This window comes from Gaoshiqia sp. US2, assembly GCF_059705485.1.
Genome location: NZ_AP048550.1, coordinates 3621973 through 3640755 on the forward strand (window position 1 = coordinate 3621973; position 18783 = coordinate 3640755).

At 45.8% G+C, this 18783-nt stretch carries 14 protein-coding genes; 12 read left to right on the top strand and 2 right to left on the bottom strand.

Translation table 11 applies throughout. The features are described 5' to 3' along the window. The first annotated feature begins 34 nt into the window (after positions 1-34). The 3 genes from AC6H3C_RS14605 to AC6H3C_RS14615 all read left to right on the top strand — a co-directional run bounded on the left by AC6H3C_RS14605 (position 35) and on the right by AC6H3C_RS14615 (position 4988). Complete coding sequence (locus tag AC6H3C_RS14605) at positions 35-1960, top strand: ComEC/Rec2 family competence protein (protein ID WP_497516139.1); 1926 nt, start codon at positions 35-37, stop codon at positions 1958-1960. Between the two features lie 225 nt (positions 1961-2185). Further along, on the top strand, positions 2186-3520 hold the full coding sequence (trkA, locus tag AC6H3C_RS14610) for a Trk system potassium transporter TrkA (RefSeq protein ID WP_497516140.1): 1335 nt from the start codon (positions 2186-2188) through the stop codon (positions 3518-3520). 19 nt (positions 3521-3539) lie between these two features. Continuing rightward, positions 3540-4988: a TrkH family potassium uptake protein gene (locus AC6H3C_RS14615; RefSeq protein WP_497516141.1), complete on the top strand. Its 1449-nt coding sequence runs from the start codon at positions 3540-3542 to the stop codon at positions 4986-4988. A gap of 17 nt (positions 4989-5005) precedes the next feature. Here the strand turns inward: AC6H3C_RS14615 and AC6H3C_RS14620 are convergent, their stop codons facing one another. Beyond that, positions 5006-5620 carry an L-threonylcarbamoyladenylate synthase gene (locus tag AC6H3C_RS14620; protein WP_497516142.1) on the bottom strand — a complete coding sequence of 205 codons (615 nt, stop codon included), beginning with the start codon at positions 5618-5620 and terminating at the stop codon, positions 5006-5008. Between the two features lie 86 nt (positions 5621-5706). Here AC6H3C_RS14620 and mnmC2 point away from each other — a divergent pair, with 86 nt between their 5' ends. After that, positions 5707-6381, top strand: a complete 675-nt coding sequence (mnmC2, locus tag AC6H3C_RS14625) for a tRNA (5-methylaminomethyl-2-thiouridine)(34)-methyltransferase MnmC2 (RefSeq protein WP_497516143.1) — start codon at positions 5707-5709, stop codon at positions 6379-6381. A gap of 254 nt (positions 6382-6635) precedes the next feature. Next, entirely contained in the window at positions 6636-7715 is a 1080-nt protein-coding gene (locus AC6H3C_RS14630; RefSeq protein WP_497521271.1) for an ISAs1 family transposase, read from the top strand. 279 nt (positions 7716-7994) lie between these two features. Here the strand turns inward: AC6H3C_RS14630 and AC6H3C_RS14635 are convergent, their stop codons facing one another. After that, positions 7995-9146 (bottom strand): aldose epimerase family protein, encoded by a 1152-nt coding sequence (locus AC6H3C_RS14635; protein WP_497516144.1) that lies wholly within the window; start codon positions 9144-9146, stop codon positions 7995-7997. 332 nt (positions 9147-9478) lie between these two features. On the opposite strand from AC6H3C_RS14635, the gene AC6H3C_RS14640 reads away from it, so the two are divergent. The 7 genes from AC6H3C_RS14640 to AC6H3C_RS14670 all read left to right on the top strand — a co-directional run bounded on the left by AC6H3C_RS14640 (position 9479) and on the right by AC6H3C_RS14670 (position 18705). Then, positions 9479-10000, top strand: coding sequence for a helix-turn-helix domain-containing protein (locus tag AC6H3C_RS14640; protein WP_497516145.1), 522 nt, complete (start codon positions 9479-9481; stop codon positions 9998-10000). Between the two features lie 113 nt (positions 10001-10113). Next, positions 10114-10506: an HYC_CC_PP family protein gene (locus AC6H3C_RS14645; RefSeq protein ID WP_497516146.1), complete on the top strand. Its 393-nt coding sequence runs from the start codon at positions 10114-10116 to the stop codon at positions 10504-10506. A 110-nt stretch (positions 10507-10616) separates the two neighbouring features. Continuing rightward, complete coding sequence (locus AC6H3C_RS14650; RefSeq protein ID WP_497516147.1) at positions 10617-14486, top strand: efflux RND transporter permease subunit; 3870 nt, start codon at positions 10617-10619, stop codon at positions 14484-14486. Between the two features lie 10 nt (positions 14487-14496). Then, a complete protein-coding gene (locus tag AC6H3C_RS14655) occupies positions 14497-15930 on the top strand; it encodes a TolC family protein (RefSeq protein ID WP_497516148.1) in 1434 nt (477 codons plus the stop codon). A gap of 41 nt (positions 15931-15971) precedes the next feature. Then, positions 15972-16325: a four helix bundle protein gene (locus tag AC6H3C_RS14660; RefSeq protein ID WP_497516149.1), complete on the top strand. Its 354-nt coding sequence runs from the start codon at positions 15972-15974 to the stop codon at positions 16323-16325. Then, positions 16322-18100, top strand: coding sequence for an efflux RND transporter periplasmic adaptor subunit (locus tag AC6H3C_RS14665; RefSeq protein ID WP_497516150.1), 1779 nt, complete (start codon positions 16322-16324; stop codon positions 18098-18100). Before AC6H3C_RS14660 ends, AC6H3C_RS14665 begins: the two co-directional genes overlap by 4 nt. A 44-nt stretch (positions 18101-18144) precedes the next feature. Then, a complete protein-coding gene (locus AC6H3C_RS14670) occupies positions 18145-18705 on the top strand; it encodes a helix-turn-helix domain-containing protein (protein ID WP_497516151.1) in 561 nt (186 codons plus the stop codon). Positions 18706-18783 lie beyond the last annotated feature (78 nt).

Genomic DNA, 18783 nt, shown 5'->3' on the forward strand with positions numbered 1-18783 from the left:
GATTGCGGTAAATTGGATCTAAAAATTCCAATTCGTGAGTTTCTTTCATAGCAATCCGTTTATCAAAGTTGTAAGCGTTGCCTTGTTAGGGATTATCGCTGCGAACCAGATGCCGGAATCCATTTTCGGGTTTTGCCTGGTGCTCTTTATTTTAGCCATCCTTCTCGCCAAACCCGCGTTTACCAAACGCCCTCCCTATGACTTTGTTTCGTCAGTATTCCTGTTAACTACCATCCTGGTCCTTTTCATGGTCAATGTCCGTTCAAAACAGGTAACAGATCCGGAAAAGCCAAACGGGATGCAGGCATTCTCGGCAATTGTGCTGGAAAAACCAACCGAAAAAGCCAATTCCTTTCAATGTGTTATGCAAATAGACCACAGCCGTTCGCTTTATTTAAGCAACCGGAAAGTACTTGCCTATTTGGAAAAATCCGAACTGGCAAAAGATTTGCGGGCAGGCGACCTAATCGCGGCTGAAGCCTACGTCAATGAAATCAGGAACAACAGCAATCCATACGGCTTTGATTATAAAAACTACATGGCCCGGCAAAAAATCTATTTCAGTACCTTCATAAAATCTTCAAACAGTTACAGGACAGGCACGTCGTCGTTCTCGCTGCGTACAGCTACAGAGCGGTTTCGGGAGCACCTTCTGTCCCGGTTAAAAAGCCGGTTAAAACATCAACAATCATTTGAGGTGATTTCTGCCTTAACCCTGGGCTACCGGAAAGAGCTTTCGCCCGAAACCCGATCCTACTTTTCCGCTACCGGATCCATGCATGTGCTGGCCGTTTCGGGTTTACATGTAGGGATGATTTTTATGTTTCTGAGCCGGATCTTTTCATTTCTCAAACGCTCTGTTGCCGGCCGGGTTCTTAATTTTTTCGTGATTGCCGCTTTTTTATGGGCCTATGCCTTGCTTACCGGACTTTCCCCGTCGGTACAACGGGCGACTGTTATGTTTTCGTTTATCCTGGCCGGTAATAACCTGAACCGCCCTACCCCAATCTACAATTCGATTGCCGCGTCAGCCTTCTTTTTGCTGCTTTTCAATCCCGATCTGCTTTTCGAGGTTGGGTTTCAACTTTCGTACCTGGCGGTGATCAGCATTGTTTTTTTCTACCCAAAATTCGAGAAACTCATAAATCCCAATTCCGGTATCCGTCGATGGACCTGGCAATTGTTTTGTGTTTCGGTAGCTGCTCAAATCGGGGTATTGCCGCTTACCATCTATTATTTCAACCAGTTCCCTGTATTTTTCTGGCTGAGCAATTTCATCGTAGTTCCGGCGGCATACCTCATTCTCAGTTTCACCTTTGCCTTTTTCGTTTTCTCGTCTGTAAATATATTCAGCCAGGGACTTATTTGGATTTTGGAAGGGGTCACCACATCCGTTCTCTTTCTGCTCCGGTTGATCAGTGAGTTCCCCTATGCCCTGATCGAAGGAGTCCGGATATCCACCATACAGGTTTTGAGCCTGGTCATGATGTATGGGTTTGTGATGTTTTTTATCAAGTTCAAAGACCATATTTTCCTTTTTCTGAGCCTGTTCTCTGTTTTAGTGTTTCAATTCTCCGGGTTCATTGAACGATCAACCTTATTCAATCAACAAAAACTGATCGTTTATCAGTCAAACGAGCCGCTAATCCACTTGGTTAACGGCCGAACCAATTACCTGCTCTGCAACGCAGCGAATCAACCAAATCCTTACCTGTTTGAGCCGGTTCTTTTAAAACTGTATTTACACCCGCCCGAACTTATCCATTTAAATCCCGGATCCGGAACAAAAAGAAAAGATTTGATCTGCAAAACCGGTTATTTTCAGTTTATCAGCCATTCGTTTATTTTGGATCGCGGCATGAACGAAACAACACCTGGTAATTGTGACACCACAATCGTAAACGGCATGGCTGATCTGCATCGCATGAACCAATCAACCATCCGGCTGAAGCTCCGTTAATTCTTAAAAAAAACACCATTTTTCATCTGGATCAAACAGCCATAAATCTTTTTTAATCCAATCTTTTAACAGGCTAAATCATTAATCTCATTTTCAGAACAGTAACATCAAATAAAGGATAAAAAACACGGCGTTATTTCCAAAAATATACGCTTTTAGATGGAAATTGTCCTTTTTATACGTTACTTTGCCAGGCTATAATGATAATGACAGAATAAAACTGCAATGAAAATTGTAATTGTTGGTGCAGGTGAAGTTGGTACACATCTGGCTAAAATGTTGAGTCGGGAAGAGCACGACATCGTGTTGATGGATGATGATACTGACAGGCTTATAAAATCATCCAGTCAGGTTGATTTATTAACGGCAAACGGTTATGCCAACTCGTTTAAAGATTTAAAAGATGCCGGAACAACTAAAGCCGATTTGTTTATCGCCGTTACACCCTACGAAGAACGTAACATTTTTGCCTGTATCCAGGCCAAAGATATGGGCGCACAAAAAACGGTGGCCCGAATCAATAACGGCGAATATCTTCAGGAAAAATACAAAGACAAGCTAAAAAACCTGGGGGTTGATGAGTTGATTTACCCGGAAAGCCTGGCCGGAAAAGAAATAGCCACATCGGTAAAACAAGTGGGTACGCGCCAGTTAATTGAATTCTCGGGAGGAAAGCTGATCCTGATGGGAATTAAGATCAGGGAAAACGCGCTGATTATCAACAAAACCCTCGAAGAATTGTCTTACATCGATTCAGAAATCAGGGCGGTTGCCATAAACCGGGCCAATGATACGATCATTCCGCACGGAAAAGATTACCTGAAAAGCGGCGACATTGTATTTTTCATTACAACCAGGGCTTACCAGAATAAAGTTTTTGAAATAACCGGAAAGGAAATATTTCCTGTCAGCAACATTATGATCCTGGGAGGAAGCCGCATCGCCCAAAAAACAATCGACCGTTTGGGTGAACACTACAACATAAAAATCATCGATTCGGATAAAACCCGTTGCCAGCAACTGGCCGACCGTTTCGAAAATGTGTTGGTTATACAGGGTGACGGACGGAACCTGGGTTTGCTGCACGAAGAACGGATTGAACGCATGGATGCCTTTATTGCTGTAACCGGAAATTCCGAAACCAACATCCTGTCGTGCCACCTCGCTAAAAAACTGGGAGTAAAAAGAACCGTGGCCGAGGTTGAAAATATTGACTTTATGGGCATTGCCGAAAGTATGGACATTGGCAGCCTGATTAATAAAAAACTGATTGCAGCCAGTTACATCTACAAATACACCCTTGGTGCAGAAGTTGCACAGGCAAAATGTTTAACCGCCACTGATGCTGAGGTGTTTGAATTTATCGTGAAAGAAGGCGCCAAAATTACAGAACAACCGCTAAAAGACATCTCTTTCCCTGAAGATGCGATCATTGGCGGCGTTGTTCGCGGCTCCATGTCTTTTGTGGCCAAAGGCGACACGGTCTTTCAACCGGAAGATAAGGTCGTTGTTTTTGCCTTGCCTTCAGCAATCCGCAAACTGGAAAAGTATTTTAAATAGCTACTGAAAAACCAGTTTCATGCTCAATCTCAAAGCAATTATAAAAATCTTCGGACTCTTACTGATTGTTGAAGGTATCGCGCTGCTTTTATCGCTGGGAGTCGCGATCATATACCGGGGACACGACATCACACCCCTGCTAAAATCATCGTTAATTTGTTTGGTGACAGGCACCCTCACGTTTTTTGCAGCACGAAAAGCGGACATGAAATTACATAAAAACGATGGTTTTATCATCATGAGCATGAGCTGGATCCTCTTTTCGATATTCGGCAGCCTGCCTTATTTATTGAGCAACACAGTTCCTGGATTTACCGATGCCTTTTTCGAGTCCATGTCGGGTTTTACAACAACCGGCTCTACCATATTGACTGATCCGGAATCCGTACCCAAAGGAATTTTGTTTTGGCGAAGTCTGACCCAGTGGATCGGAGGATTAGGAATTATTTTGCTGGCGATAATCGCACTTCCACTCTTTGGAATTGGTGGGATGAATTTATTCACCAACGAAATTCCCGGGTCGGGCCCGGACAGGATGAATCCTAAAATCCAGCAGAACCTGTTCTCCTTTATGGCAGTTTACCTGCTTTTTACAGCCATCGAAACCATCCTGCTGTTTTTTGGAGGAATGAGTTTATTTGATGCCGTCAACCATTCATTCACAACGATTTCTACCGGAGGCTTTTCCACCAAACACGATTCTATCGCACACTGGAATGTGCCGTTTATCCAGTATGTGATCATTTTCTTTATGGTTCTGGGGGGAACAAACTTCACCCTCGTCTATTGTTTGGTAACTGGTAAGTTTGAAAAAATCCTAAAAAATGAAGAATTCAAATATTACCTCTTCTTCATCGTTGTATTTACAGCCATTCTATTCAGCGGATTATTACTTACAAGCTCGCTCAAGTTCAACCAAGTCTTTCGGAATGCCCTGTTTCAGGTCGTGTCAATCCTGACAACAACAGGATTTGTGACCACCGATTATCTTTTATGGTCTCCGGTTTTGATGTTACTGCTGTTCATTCTCTTCTTTTTTGGTGCCAGTAACGGATCAACCGGAAGCAGCATTAAAGTTGTCCGGATTGTATTATTGCTGAAGAACAGTTATTACCAGATGCGCCGTTTATTGCACCCGAACGCAGTCATTCCGGTCCGGCTAAATAAACGAACAGTTCCCGAGCAGCTGATTACCAATGTGCTGACTTTTTTTATGATCTATTTCTCGGTGGTGATTGCAGGTGCAATTGTGTTTGCGATTATTGAACCTGATTTTTATTCGGCCATCGGAGCGGTATCTGCAAATTTGGGAAACATTGGCCCGGGATTGGGCAGTTACGGGCCTTTCAGCAATTACCAGGCCGTACCCGACGCCGGGAAATGGTTTTTGTCTTTTCTGATGCTGCTGGGGCGCCTCGAAATATTCGCGGTATTGATTCTCTTTTCGCCCGCATTCTGGAGAAAATAAAACCGGGATAAGCCTTCCTATAAATCAATCACACCTTTTCCCTGACGAACAATCACCGGAGTATCGGTGGTGCAATCAATTACGGTTGATGCCGTGTTTCCCCCATATCCGCCGTCGATTACCAGATCGACGACATCACGGAATTTTTCGTGAATCAGTTCCGGGTCAGTGGTATATTCGATAATCTCATCCTCATCGTGTACCGAAGTCGACAGAATCGGGTTGCCCAGCTCCTGCACAATTTCCTGGATAATCCGGTTATCGGGCACACGGATACCAACCGTTTTCTTTTTGCCCTTAAAATATTTCGGCACCTGGTTGTTTGCTTCCAGAATAAAGGTGAAAGGTCCCGGCAAACAACGCTTAATGAGTTTGAATGTTTGGTTCGAAATCGGCCTCGTGTAATCCGACATATGGCTCAGGTCGCTGCAAATGAATGAAAAGTTTGATTTTTCAACCGAAACCTGTTTTATCCGGGCTACACGTTCAACTGCTTTTGCATTGGTAATATCGCAACCAATGCCGTATACGGTATCGGTCGGGTAAACAATCACCCCTCCGTTTCTCAGGACATCAACAATCTTAAGGATTTCCTTTGAATTAGGATTCTCTTCGTAAATTTTTACCAGCATAGCCATTCATTAAAAACTGTTAAATGTAAGACTATTTTATGGATGCCTCAAATAAAATCCCGAAATTCACGGGCTCAAATCCGCTTATGGAACGACAACTCATTCAAACAGAAGATGGTTCGCATACCTTATATGTGCCTGAAATAAAAGAACATTTTCATTCAATACACGGCGCTATTCAGGAATCAAAACATGTATTTATCGAAAATGGGTTACACCAGTGTCCGAAAGAAGAGTTGACGATATTGGAAATTGGCTTTGGCACGGGGCTTAACGCCTTGCTCTCGCTGATGTACAAAGGTTCAAAACGCATCAACTATTTCAGTATCGAAAAATACCCCTTAGCCGAAAACGAATTCAGGCAGCTGAACTATCCGGAACAATTAGGAGAAAACCTGAAAGAACCATTTCTGAAAATACATGAATGCCGATGGAACCAACCCGTTGCCATTGCTCCCGGCTTTCTGCTGACCAAATTGAAAGCAGATCTTCAGGATTTTGATTTTTTGAATCTCCCGCCGGTCGACCTGGTCTACTTCGACGCTTTTGCCCCCGACAAACAACCGGAAATGTGGCGGGAAACTATTTTCGCGAAAATTGCCCGGAACACGGTAAGCGGAGGCCGTTTTGTAAGCTATTGTGCAAAAGGAGAGGTTCGCAGGGCGCTCATCCGTTGCGGATTTAATATGCATCGAATACCCGGGCCACCCGGAAAAAAAGAAATGTTATCGGGAGATAAAATCCAGGGCAAACGCATTTAAGAAAGTTTGGTTTAAGCCATAAGCTCCTGCCGAGGAGCTTGGTTTCCTCATAACTCTTCATTATGTTTGAATGATTAATATTTTTGAAAGGCGGGTTTTGCATGTTGTAAATGGCCCGCCTTTCGTTTTGCTAATATACTAAATATCTGTTGATTAGTTACATGATTGGATAAAAGATTTGCCAGTTTTGCTATATTAATAAGAAGACAGAAGAACAAATTTCAGAAGCATGGAAGAGTTCGCTTTTCCACCAGATTTTCAGCAAGGTGAGCGAACCAAGAAGGACAAACAGGGGTAATTTCCGGCACCAGTTGCATGACATCCTGTTGCTGGTACTGTCCGCCGTTTTGTGCGGAATGGACGAATGGGAGGAAATCGCGGACTTTGGCCTGGAACAGCAGCATTGGTTGCGCAAGTACGGCTCTTTTGTTTATGGCATTCCCTCGCACGACACGCTTAACCGGGTTTTTTCGGCCATTGACCCAGTTGAGTTTTCGGCCTGTTTTTCCCAGTGGGCCAACAGTTTGCGGGCTCAATGCGACCAGGAGGTGGTTGCTATTGATGGCAAGCGCATGTGCAACTCCCATTATTTAACCAATCCGGCGATACACATGGTCTCTGCTTTCGCCACCCAAAACGGGCTGTGCCTGGGACAGGTAGCCACTCAGGAGAAAAGCAACGAGATCACGGCCATTCCCCAACTGCTTTCTCTCCTGGATGTCAAAGGGTGCATCGTGACCATTGATGCAATGGGCTGCCAAAAGAACATTGCCTCGAAAATATTAAAACAGGGGGCCGATTATATTCTTGCAGTCAAAGGCAACCAGCCGTCGCTCGAAGAAGGTATTCTGGATACAATCCGGTTCAATAAATCCATCAGTTCCGATGTAGATGTTGATTGCGGGCATGGCCGGATCGAAACCCGCGAATGCTCTGCGTACAGCAACCTTGAGATGATCGAAGGCGCGGATCAATGGGAAGGGCTGAAAACAATTTTCCGGATCGATTCTCAAAGGGTTATCAAGTCAACCGGAGAAACTTCCCGGCAAACAAGATATTACATATCAAGTCTGGAAGCCCAGGCAAAACAGTTCAACACCTGGACACGCAACCACTGGGCTATCGAGAACAACCTGCATTGGACTTTGGATGTAGTCTTTGGCGAAGATCAATCCAGAAAAAGAAAAGGTTATGCCGCCCAGAATTTTAACACCATACGAAAAACAGTCATGGCTTTGCTGGTAAACGAGCAACATTGGAAAGCCAGCAAAAAGAGAAAAAGATCAAAAGCTTTACAGAACAAAAAATACAGGGAAACTTTACTCAAAATTTAAATGCGTTTGCCCTGATCTTAAAATGGGTCGGATAAAAATTTCAGGCTGTTGTTTTGCATAAACGGATTATTCCCGTTTAAGTCAGTTGGGCCTGATCCCGCGATAATAACAGCCAGTGGAGGATTTTCAACCAACAATGGTTGATTTAAAAGCGAAAATAAAACAGGCCGCCGGTTTTTTTTCAAACAAAAAGGGTTGCCCGGAAGTCTTAATTTCCACGGCAACCCCGTCGGTCTTTTTTATCGTTGTCTTGAGACTTGAAACTTGCGTCTTGAAGCTTTATTCTTTCACCGAAAATTTGTAAATCGTTGTTGATTTCAAGGTGTCACCGGGATACAAAATCGTATTCGGAAAATTCGGATGATTGGGTGAATCGGGGTAGTGCTGCGTTTCGAGGCACAATCCGTAGCGGTGTTCATAAACCTTGCCGCTGCGTCCGGTCAGGCTGCCATTCAAAAAGTTACCCGTATAAAACTGCACGGCAGGTTCAGTAGTATACACTTCCATATACCGGCCTGAAACAGGTTCGTAAACACTGGCACAAAAAGTCATTTCGCCAGCTTCCTGGTCTTTATTCAGGATGTAATTGTGATCGTATCCACCGGCAACTGCCAATGCCTGCATCTCCGAATCGATTCGTTCGCCAACGGTATGCGGACTGGTAAAATCCATATCGGTTCCTTTAATTGACACAATGTTTCCGGTTGGGATCAGCTCATTATCCAGAATTTCGGTTGTTGAATCGGCATCAATAACCACAATGTGGTCAAGGATGTCGCCATTCCCCTCGCCTTTCAGGTTAAAATAAACATGGTTGGTCAGGTTAAACGGGCAAGCTTTATCGGTCGTTGCCTGGTAGTCTATTTTCAGTTCGTTGTTTCCGGTCAGGGTATAAGTTACTTTCACCTCTTTATTCCCGGGGAAACCGGAGGCTCCGTCGGCACTCAGCAAAGTCATTTCAACGGCAGGACCGTCTTCTGTTACCAACTCTTTGGCATCGTATACCTGGCGGAAAAAACTATTCGGGCCGGAATGCAGATTGGCTTTGTGGTTGTTTACTTCCAGCTCATAAACTTCACCGTCAAGCTCGAAGCGGGCGTTGCCGATCCGATTGGCAAATGGTCCAACCACCGCTCCCTGGCCGGCATCCAGAGTCTGATATTCTTCGATCGACTTAAACCCGAGCGCGACATCGGCCAGATTGCCTTCTTTATCGGGGACATAGATTGAAACAATTTTTGCTCCGTAATTGGTTAGCGTCACTTTCATCCCGTTGGAATTTTCCAGCTCGAAAAGAGTGGTTGGTTTTCCATCGATCGTCGATTCGAAATCAGCTTTTGTATAAATCGCTTTTTCCTTCTTTACAGGTTGTTGACAGGCAAAAGCAAACGCTAAAAGTAAAAATGTCAGTTTTCTCATAAGTCTATTCATGATTATTTTTTATAAAGATGATCGTAAAATTTCTGTCAAAGGTTGAAATTACTTCTAATATTCCCAATATTTTAGTATAAATTTATATCGTTTTGCCAGAGTGCTCTGTTTAACACTGTATTTTTGCTTCATCTAAAAGAAAAAGACAGATAACTACTTTTTATTCTTCGTTTTCTCGTCAAAATGACACAAAAAGACAGTCTGACTTTGCTAAATTAATCATTTACTAACTGATTCGACTTTTTTTCACAATGAAATCCAACAAGAAACTACGACTGTATATCAAAAGCATGGTCTGCCCCCGGTGCATTCAGTCGGTTCATGAGCAAGCGATGAAAGCCGGATTTCAGGTAAAAACAGTACAGTTAGGGGAACTGACGCTTTCAGACGCTTATACAGAAGCGCAACTCGAACAATTTGTTGCAGGAATAGAGGAGAATGGATTTTGCCTGTTAACTGATAAACGCTCGCGACTGGTGGAGTCAGTAAAAACTGAGATTCTGAATGTGGTTCATTATGAGAAAAAGATCCCGGGGAACCAGAACTTTTCTACCTACCTGGCATCAACCTTACGAAAAGATTATTCTTACCTGAGCGGACTTTTCTCAAGAATGGAAAAAACGACGATTGAAAAATACATCATCCTTCAAAAAATAGAGAAAACAAAAGAGTTACTGGTGTATAATGAACTAAGGTTAGGCGAAATTGCTGAAAAACTGGGCTACAGCAATACGCAACACTTAAGCGCCCAGTTTAAAAAAATTACCGGCATGAGCCCTTCGCAATATAAAAATGCAGATGAAAAAGATCGTAAGCCAATCGATCAGCTTATTTCCTGTAAAATCAAAACCTAGCACGTATCGCCATCCATCATGCAGCAATAATCACAAAATTTTATACCTCTTTCCAAAAATCAGATAAAACTTTCTTTGGATTTTTTTTGTTTATTTGTGTGGATAAAATTCACATGTTACGAAAAATCAGTCATATTACCTTTATGTTGCTGCTGTTTTTATTCACAGCAGGCTTCACGGTATCCAGGCATTACTGCGGGGGTTCGCTGATGGATGTAACATTTTTCTCCGACAGCGCAACCTCGTGTGACGAAAGCGGCATGGCCTGTTCTGCCGACAATTGCTGCCGTGATGAGAGCCAGGTGTTCCAACTGGATCATGAGTATACCTCGCCTTTAGTTCTGGATCACGTTCAGTTCATTCAATTTATTCTCACCGAACTGATTATTCCGTTGGCTTTTGAATGTCCGCTGAGTAAAAAAGTTGATTTATTCGTTGTCGCTGAATCACCGCCTCCGGGCGATGTAAGAGAAGTTCTGTCTGAACTGCAGGTTTACCGTTTATGATTTTGACTGATTCCGGTTTTAAATTGAGTTAAAAACCGGCTGATACCGTTGCATCTTTTTGCATCGGGCAAATTATCAATCATCATTCATCAATCATAAATTAGGGAACGATGCTGAATAAAATAATCAAGTTTTTTTTAGAAAATAAATTGGTGACCGTCCTGTTGTTACTCCTCATTGTAAGTTGGGGTATTGTTACGGCACCTTTTAATTGGAATACCGGTCTTCTTCCACGCGACCCGGTACCCGTTGACGCCATCCCCGATATTGGCGAAAACCAGCAAATTGTCTTCACCGAATGGATGGGACGCTCGCCGCAGGATGTGGAAGACCAGATCACTTACCCGCTGACAACGGCATTATTGGGTTTGCCGGGCGTGACCAGCGTACGCAGCAGCTCCGCTTTTGGCTTTTCGAGCATTTACATCATTTTCGACGAGGATGTCGAGTTTTACTGGAGCCGGTCGCGGGTGCTGGAAAAACTCAATTCGCTGCCTGCCGGCTTGTTACCCGAAGATGTGCAGCCCAAACTCGGGCCTGATGCCACGGCCCTTGGACAGGTGTACTGGTACACGCTGGAGGGACGCGACAAAGACGGCAGGCCCACAGGGGGTTGGGATTTGCATGAACTTCGCACCATCCAGGATTATTACATCCGTTATGCCCTCACCAGCGTGGAAGGGGTGGCCGAAGTGGCTTCGGTGGGCGGCTATGTCAAAGAATACCAGGTGGATGTTGACCCCGTTGCCTTAAAAGCCCACGGTGTTTCGCTGATGGACGTGATGCAGGCCGTAAAAAACAGCAACATCGATGTCGGCGCCAATACGATCGAAGTTAACCGGGTCGATTATTTTGTCCGCGGCCTGGGTTACGTGAAAAGTATGGATGACCTCGACCAGGCTGTGGTGAAAGTGGTTGACAACGTGCCGCTTCGCATCAAAGACATTGGTGTGGTCAATATCGGCCCCCAGCCCCGGAACATGGGCGGCATCCTGGATAAATCGGGTGCCGAAGCAGTTGGTGGCGTGGTAATTGCCCGCTACGGTGACAATCCGCTGAAGGTTATTAACAGTTTAAAAGAAGAAATTGATAAAATTGCGATCGGCCTTCCAAGTAAAACGCTCGAAGACGGCACCGTTTCAAAAGTCACCATTGTGCCGTTTTACGACCGCAGCGGGCTGATTTACGAAACCCTCGGCACCCTTTATGATGCCATCAGTTTACAGATTTTGATCACCATCATCGTCATCATCGTGATGGTGTACAATCTGCGCGCATCCTTGCTGATTTCGGCTTTGTTGCCGCTCGCGGTACTGATGTGCTTCATTTTTATGCGGTATTTCGGGGTCGATGCCAACATTGTGGCTTTATCGGGTATTGCCATTGCCATCGGCACCATGGTCGACCTGGGGATCATCCTGAATGAAAACATCCTGCGACATTTGGATGAAGCCCCGGCAGGACAGGCCAAGCTGAAAACCATTTTTGATGCCACCACCGAAGTGGCTTCGGCCATCCTGACGGCTGTAAGTACCACCATCGTTAGCTTCCTGCCCGTTTTTACCTTACAGGCGGCTGAAGGAAAATTATTCGGGCCCCTGGCCTGGACCAAAACTTTTGCGCTGGTAGCAGCCCTGATTTTTACGCTGATCATCATGCCGGCTTTCGCGCACTGGTTTTTTTCGACAAAAAAAGGGAAAGGCCACTTTGAAAAATACTTCAATTACCTTTTAATAATAGCAGGTCTACTGATCGCTTTTACCGTTTGGTACTGGGCTGGCTTGGTACTTTTTGGTTTTGGGCTGATCAACGTGTTGCTTTTTCATTTTCCTGAGCGCTTTGCAAAACACCGCAACCTCATGCTGGTTGGTTTGACCGTAGCGGCGGTTGCCTGGCTGTTAACGATTGAATGGGTGCCGCTGGGCGTTTCAAACAGCGCCTTGGTCAACTTTCTTTTTATCGCCCTGATTATAACCATCGTGTTGGGTGGATTTGCATTATTCATCCGGGTGTACCCCAAAGTTCTGATGTGGTGCTTAAATCATAAACTGTTGTTCCTGACAATTCCCGCTTTCATTATTCTGATCGGGCTGAACGTTTGGATGGGCTTCGACAGGTTCTTTGGCTTTATTCCAAAAGCTTCAGAAAAGATAGGGTGGAACATCAGGGAAAGTTCCGGATGGTCGGCAATGAAATCAACTTTTCCCGGTTTGGGCAAGGAATTTATGCCATCACTCGATGAAGGCTCTTTTTTGCTGATGCCCACCTCGATGCCTCACTCCGGCGTGGAAGCCAACCGGGAAATCGTACAACAACTGGATATGCTGGTGACAGCCATTCCCGAAGTGGACATGGTGGTAGGCAAAGCAGGCCGTGCCGAAACAGCTATCGATCCGGCGCCGCTTTCCATGTTCGAAAATGTGATCAACTACAAAAGCGAATATGCCTCCGATGTGAATGGTACCAAACTCAGGTTCAAGGTTGATCAGAAGGATCGATATTTGTTGAATTTCAATGGAAATTTATTGAAATATGACAGGAAACAAAACCACATGGAGGATGAAAGTGGTGCGAAGGTCGATCACGATACCTTTCAACAAGTTTCAAAGAATATCCGTCAATATCTTGTAGAAGACAAAAACGGCGAATATTTCCGCCAGTGGCGGGATCACATCAAAACCCCGGACGATATCTGGAACGAAATTGTGGGCGTGATCAACATTCCGGGTGTCACTTCTTCGCCTAAACTGCAACCCATTGAAACCAGGCTGGTGATGTTGCAAACAGGAATGCGCGCGCCCATGGGCATCAAAGTGTACGGCCCCGACCTGAAAACGATCGAAGCCTTTGGTATGCAATTGGAAAAATACCTGAAGGAAGTTCCGTCGGTGAAGGCGGAAGCGGTTTTTGCCGATCGGATCGTAGGAAAACCTTATCTCGAAATTGACATCAACCGGACCGAAATTGCACGCTACGGGCTGAGCATCCGCGATGTGCAGGATTATGTGGAAACAGCCATTGGCGGCATGAAGGTCAGCACGACGGTTGAAGGGCGCGAACGTTTCCCCATCCGGGTGCGTTATGCCCGCGAATGGCGCGACGACCCCTCGACCATCGAAACCATGCAGGTACCCGTTCAAACAGGCGCTTACATCCCGCTTGGGCAGTTGGCTGACATCACCTACCGCCCGGGCCCGGAGATGATCCGCGGTGAAAACAGTTTTCTGGTGGGTTACGTGCTGTTGGACAAAAAGCAAGGTTTTGCCGAGGTGACGGTAGTCGAGGATGCCCAACGTTATCTGAAAGAAAAGATCAATTCGGGTGAACTGGTGGTGCCGGCCGGGGTGCGTTACATTTTTTCGGGCAGTTACGAAAACCAGATCAGGGCCGAAAAACGACTTTCCATCGTGGTGCCGCTCTGTTTGATTGTCATCTTCCTGATCCTGTATTTTCAGTTCCGCTCGGTGTCAACCACTTTGTTTGTTTTTTCAGGCATCGCGTTGGCATTTTCAGGCGGTTTTATGATGCTTTGGCTGTACGGACAGGACTGGTTCCTGAACTTTTCGGTATTCGGCACCCACATGCGCGAATTGTTCCAAATGGGAACCTATAACCTCAGCGTGGCGGTGTGGGTCGGTTTTATAGCCCTCTTTGGAATTGCTACCGACGACGGCGTTGTGGTATCGACTTACCTGATGCAGAGTTTCAAAAAACACCGGCCCGAAAATGTGAAAGAAGTCCGCGCGGCAGTTTTGGAAGCCGGCATGAAAAGGGTCAGGCCCTGTTTAATGACCACAGCCACCACTTTGCTGGCGCTTTTGCCGGTACTCACTTCTTCGGGGCGCGGCTCCGATATCATGATCCCGATGGCCATCCCGTCGTTCGGGGGAATGACCATCGCGCTGATCACCCTGCTGGTTGTGCCGGTACTTTACAGTTGGTGGGAAGAACGTAAAGTGAAGCAAACTTCAGAATCTTAACAATGACGACATGAGACGAATAATAATTATATTTTTCATTTTTGTTGGGCTGACCGGAATAACAACTGCTCAAACCTTAAATGAATACCTTCAAATAGCTGCCAAAAACAATCCGGAGGTGAAAGCTTCTTTTTATGACTACCTGGCAACCATGGAAAAAATTCCGCAGGTGGGTTCGCTGCCCGATCCGGAGCTGAGCCTGGGCTTTTTTCTTCAGCCGATGGACCGGCTGATGGGACGCCAACAGGCCGATATCCGGCTGATGCAGATGTTCCCCTGGTTTGGCATGCTCCGCACCCGAAAGGATGAAGCCGGCAAAATGGCACAGGCCAGTTATGAAGTTTTTCAGGATACAAAAAACAACTTGTTTTTACAGGTGAAAAATACCTGGTACAAGATGTACCGGCTGGAAGAAGAAATCAGCATCACGGAGGAAAACCTGAAAATTCTGCAAACATTGGAGCGACTGGCATTGGTCCGGTTTCAAAGCGCGGGTACCGGATCGGGTACGGGAAATATGCCCGGCAACAGTCCGATGGGGAATAATAACCAGGGAGCAACTTCTGCTTCGTCCATGGGAAATATGGGAGGCAGCATGAACACCGGGAAAAGCGCTGGTTCTGCAAGTTCCGGCAATCCTTCATCTATGGGTTCTCCGGGAACGTCAATGGGTTCAGGCAAATCGGGCATGAGCGATGTGCTCCGGATCCGCATGGAAATCAGGGAACTGGAAAGCAGCCTGGCCCGGCTAAACGACGACCGGATCCCCTTGCAGGCTGAGTTTAACCAGCTGCTTAACCGCAATCGGAATGAACCGGTTGAGATAGCCGATACGCTGGCCGACACGGCCTTGCCCATGGAGCAGCTGGCTTTGCTGGACAGCATCACCCATAATAACCCCATGCTGAAAATGCTGGAAGCCGAAGAAGCGGCCTATGAAGCGCAAATGAAAATGGCGCGGCTCGAAGGAAAGCCCATGCTGGGCGCTGGGCTGAATTATATGCCGTTCAGCCCACGCACCGAGGACGGGATGTCGATGGGCGGAAAAGACATGGTGATGCCGATGGTGAGTGTGACGATTCCCATTTTCAGAAAAAAATATGATGCCATGTACAAAGAAGCCGAATTAAAACAGCAGGCTGTACAATTCCGAAGGGAAAACACGGTGAACCAACTGGCCACCCAATGGAGCCAATCCATTCGCGACCTGGAGAATGCTAACCGGAGAACGGCCCTTTACCGCGAACAAACCGGACTGGCAAAACAAACCCTCAACCTATTGACGACGAGCTATTCATCTGACGACGGAGGTTTTGAAGAAATCCTCCGCGTACAACAACAATTACTGGATTACCAGTTGAAGTTGGTCACGGCGATTGTCGATCAACATACCACAGTTGCCCTGCTCGAAAACCTGGCAGCAACGGATGGTTTAATAGAGTGATAATATGATGGTATGATAAAAGGATTAAAAATGAAAATACAATGGAAAAACGAACCGAAATATTGAAATTGAGCTTTGATTTCTCCTTGAAAGTCATTGACTACACGGAAAAGCTCGAAGAACAAAGGAAATATATCAACGCCCGACAGTTACTGAAGAGCGGTACGTCCATTGGAGCAAATATCCGTGAGGCACAGAATGCACACAGCCGGAAGGACTTTGCAGCAAAATGCATCATTGCCATGAAAGAAGCAGATGAAACGGAATATTGGCTGCTTCTGTGTCAAAAAAGTATGAATTATCCTGATCCTGAAGGACTCCTTTCAGAGCTCCTATCCCTGAAAAAACTACTATCCAGGATCATTTCATCAACAATAAAAAATGTAAAATCATGAAAAAGTTGACTCAAAATAAATATATAATCATTACCCTGACTTTAGTAGCCGGAGGCATCCTTGGATGGCTCCTCAAACCATCAAACAATGGAATCATCGAATCATCAGAACATCAACACATCGAATCATCAGATGATCAAGTCTGGACCTGCTCCATGCACCCGCAAATCAGGCAGCCTGAGCCGGGCGACTGCCCCATTTGCGGCATGGACCTGATACCGGCAACTTCCCGGAGATCGGCAGATGCCAACCCGATGGTGCATGAAATGACGCCCGAAGCCGTAGCGATGGCCAATATTCATACCTCTCGGGTAGCCGGTATTTCTTCGGAAGGACAGGTTTCCCTGAGCGGCAAAGTAAAAGCTGATGAACAGCGGCTGGCTTCGGTGACAGCTAAATATCCGGGGCGGATTGAGCAGCTGTTTGTCAACTTTACAGGGCAGGTGGTGCGGCAGGGCGAAAGATTGGCGACCATTTATTCGCCTGAATTGCTGAACGCGCAAAAAGAATTGCTGGAAGCAGTCAATTTAAAGAATACCTACCCGGAACTTTATGAGGCTGCCCGCGAAAAGTTAAGACTTTGGAAACTGACGCAAAAGCAGATTGACGAAATTGAAACAACCGGAAAAGTCCGCAGCCAACTAGATGTGCTGGCCGACCAGGGAGGCGTAGTCATGCAACGGAACATTGCTGCCGGAGATTATGTGAGTACCGGCTCGGTGTTATTCAATATTGTTGATTTGAGCCGGGTCTGGATCATGCTGGATGCTTATGAATCTGACCTGCAGTTTATCAAAAGGGGCGACCCGGTGTCATTTACTGCCACCGGTGTTCCGGGAAAAACCTTCACGGCCAAGGTTGATTACATCGATCCGGTGATTAATCCAAACACGCGTGCAGCGTCTGTGAGGGTGGAAATCGCCAATCCAAACATGGAGTTGAAACCGGAAATGTTCGTCAGTGCCGGCATCCGCTCATCAGTGGGCGCCGGCAAACAATCGCTGTCGATCCCGCGCACGGCTTTGCTGTGGTCGGGCAAAAGGTCGATCGTTTATGTGAAAGTTCCCGACACGGAATACCCGTCATACGAGATGCGGGAAATCACCATTGGCCCCCGGATGGGCGACAGGTGGGTGGTAGAGGCCGGGCTCGAAGCCGGTGAAGAAATCGTGACCAACGGCGTTTTTGCTATCGACGCGGCCGCTCAGCTTTCGGGCAATTACAGCATGTTGATGCGCCCGGAGAAAAAGACCATGGAAACGTCCCAGGCGTTCCGACAACAAATTACGGCTATGGCAGAGGCATATTTCGAGGTAAAAAATGCGCTGGCCGGTGATGACGCAAAGGCAGCCCGGTCGGGATCGCAAAAAGTAAAAAATGCCTTATCGAAAGTGGATATGAGTTTACTGCAAGGACAGGCACACCATCACTGGATGGACTTGGAAAAACAGCTTTCAGCAGCAGCCGGGATGATTGAAAATTCGAAAGACATTGTTGTACAACGGGAGCATTTTGAAAAACTTTCGGACCAGATCCTGGAAATGACCGAATCGTTCGGACTTGAAAAAGATAAAGCCTACAAACAATATTGCCCAATGGCTTTTGACGACAAAGGCGCTTATTGGCTAAGCGAATCGGAAGAAATCCTCAACCCCTATTTTGGCGACGAAATGCTCCGTTGCGGGGAGGTGACGGAAACTTACCGCAAAGGCCAGCCGGTGTACAAAAAAGGCGGGCCCCAACAAGCGGCAGCAGTTGGTGGACATCAGCATTGATCAATCGAAACGGTTCGTTGTTTCAATTAAAAACTGTTCTATACATGGAAATATACATCAAAAACATGGTTTGTAACCGGTGTATCATGGTGGTGTCGCAAATATTACGGGATGCCGGGATACCTGGTGCCAGTGTGCAACTAGGAAAAGTCACCCTTGGCGGTTCCATTGCAGTTGAAAAACTTGAACAGCTTAACAGCCGTTTGCATGAAGCTGGTTTTGAGATTATTAATGATACAAAAAGCCGTCTGATTGAACAGATTAAAAAGATTGCCATTGATTTTGTTTACGGACATCCGGCAGAGCTGAAAATAAACTTTTCGGATTACCTGTCGGAAAAACTGCACCTGGATTATAACCATATCAGTTCGCTTTTTTCATCGGTTGAGGGCGCTACGATTGAAAAGTACCTGATCAACCTGAAAATTGAGCGGGTAAAAGAGCTGTTGGTTTACGATGAAAAAACCTTGAGCAAAATTGCCGACGAACTGGGCTACAGCAGTGTGGCCCACTTGTCGGGGCAATTTAAAAAAGTGAGTGGATTTACGCCGTCTTACTTTAAAAAGCTGGGCGAAAAAAGACGAAAACCGATAGATCAGGTCTGAATTTCAGGAAATCATGTAAATCATTCATGAAATTCTGTAACACGCAGGCACCAGGGAACCTGTACCTTTAAATTCTGA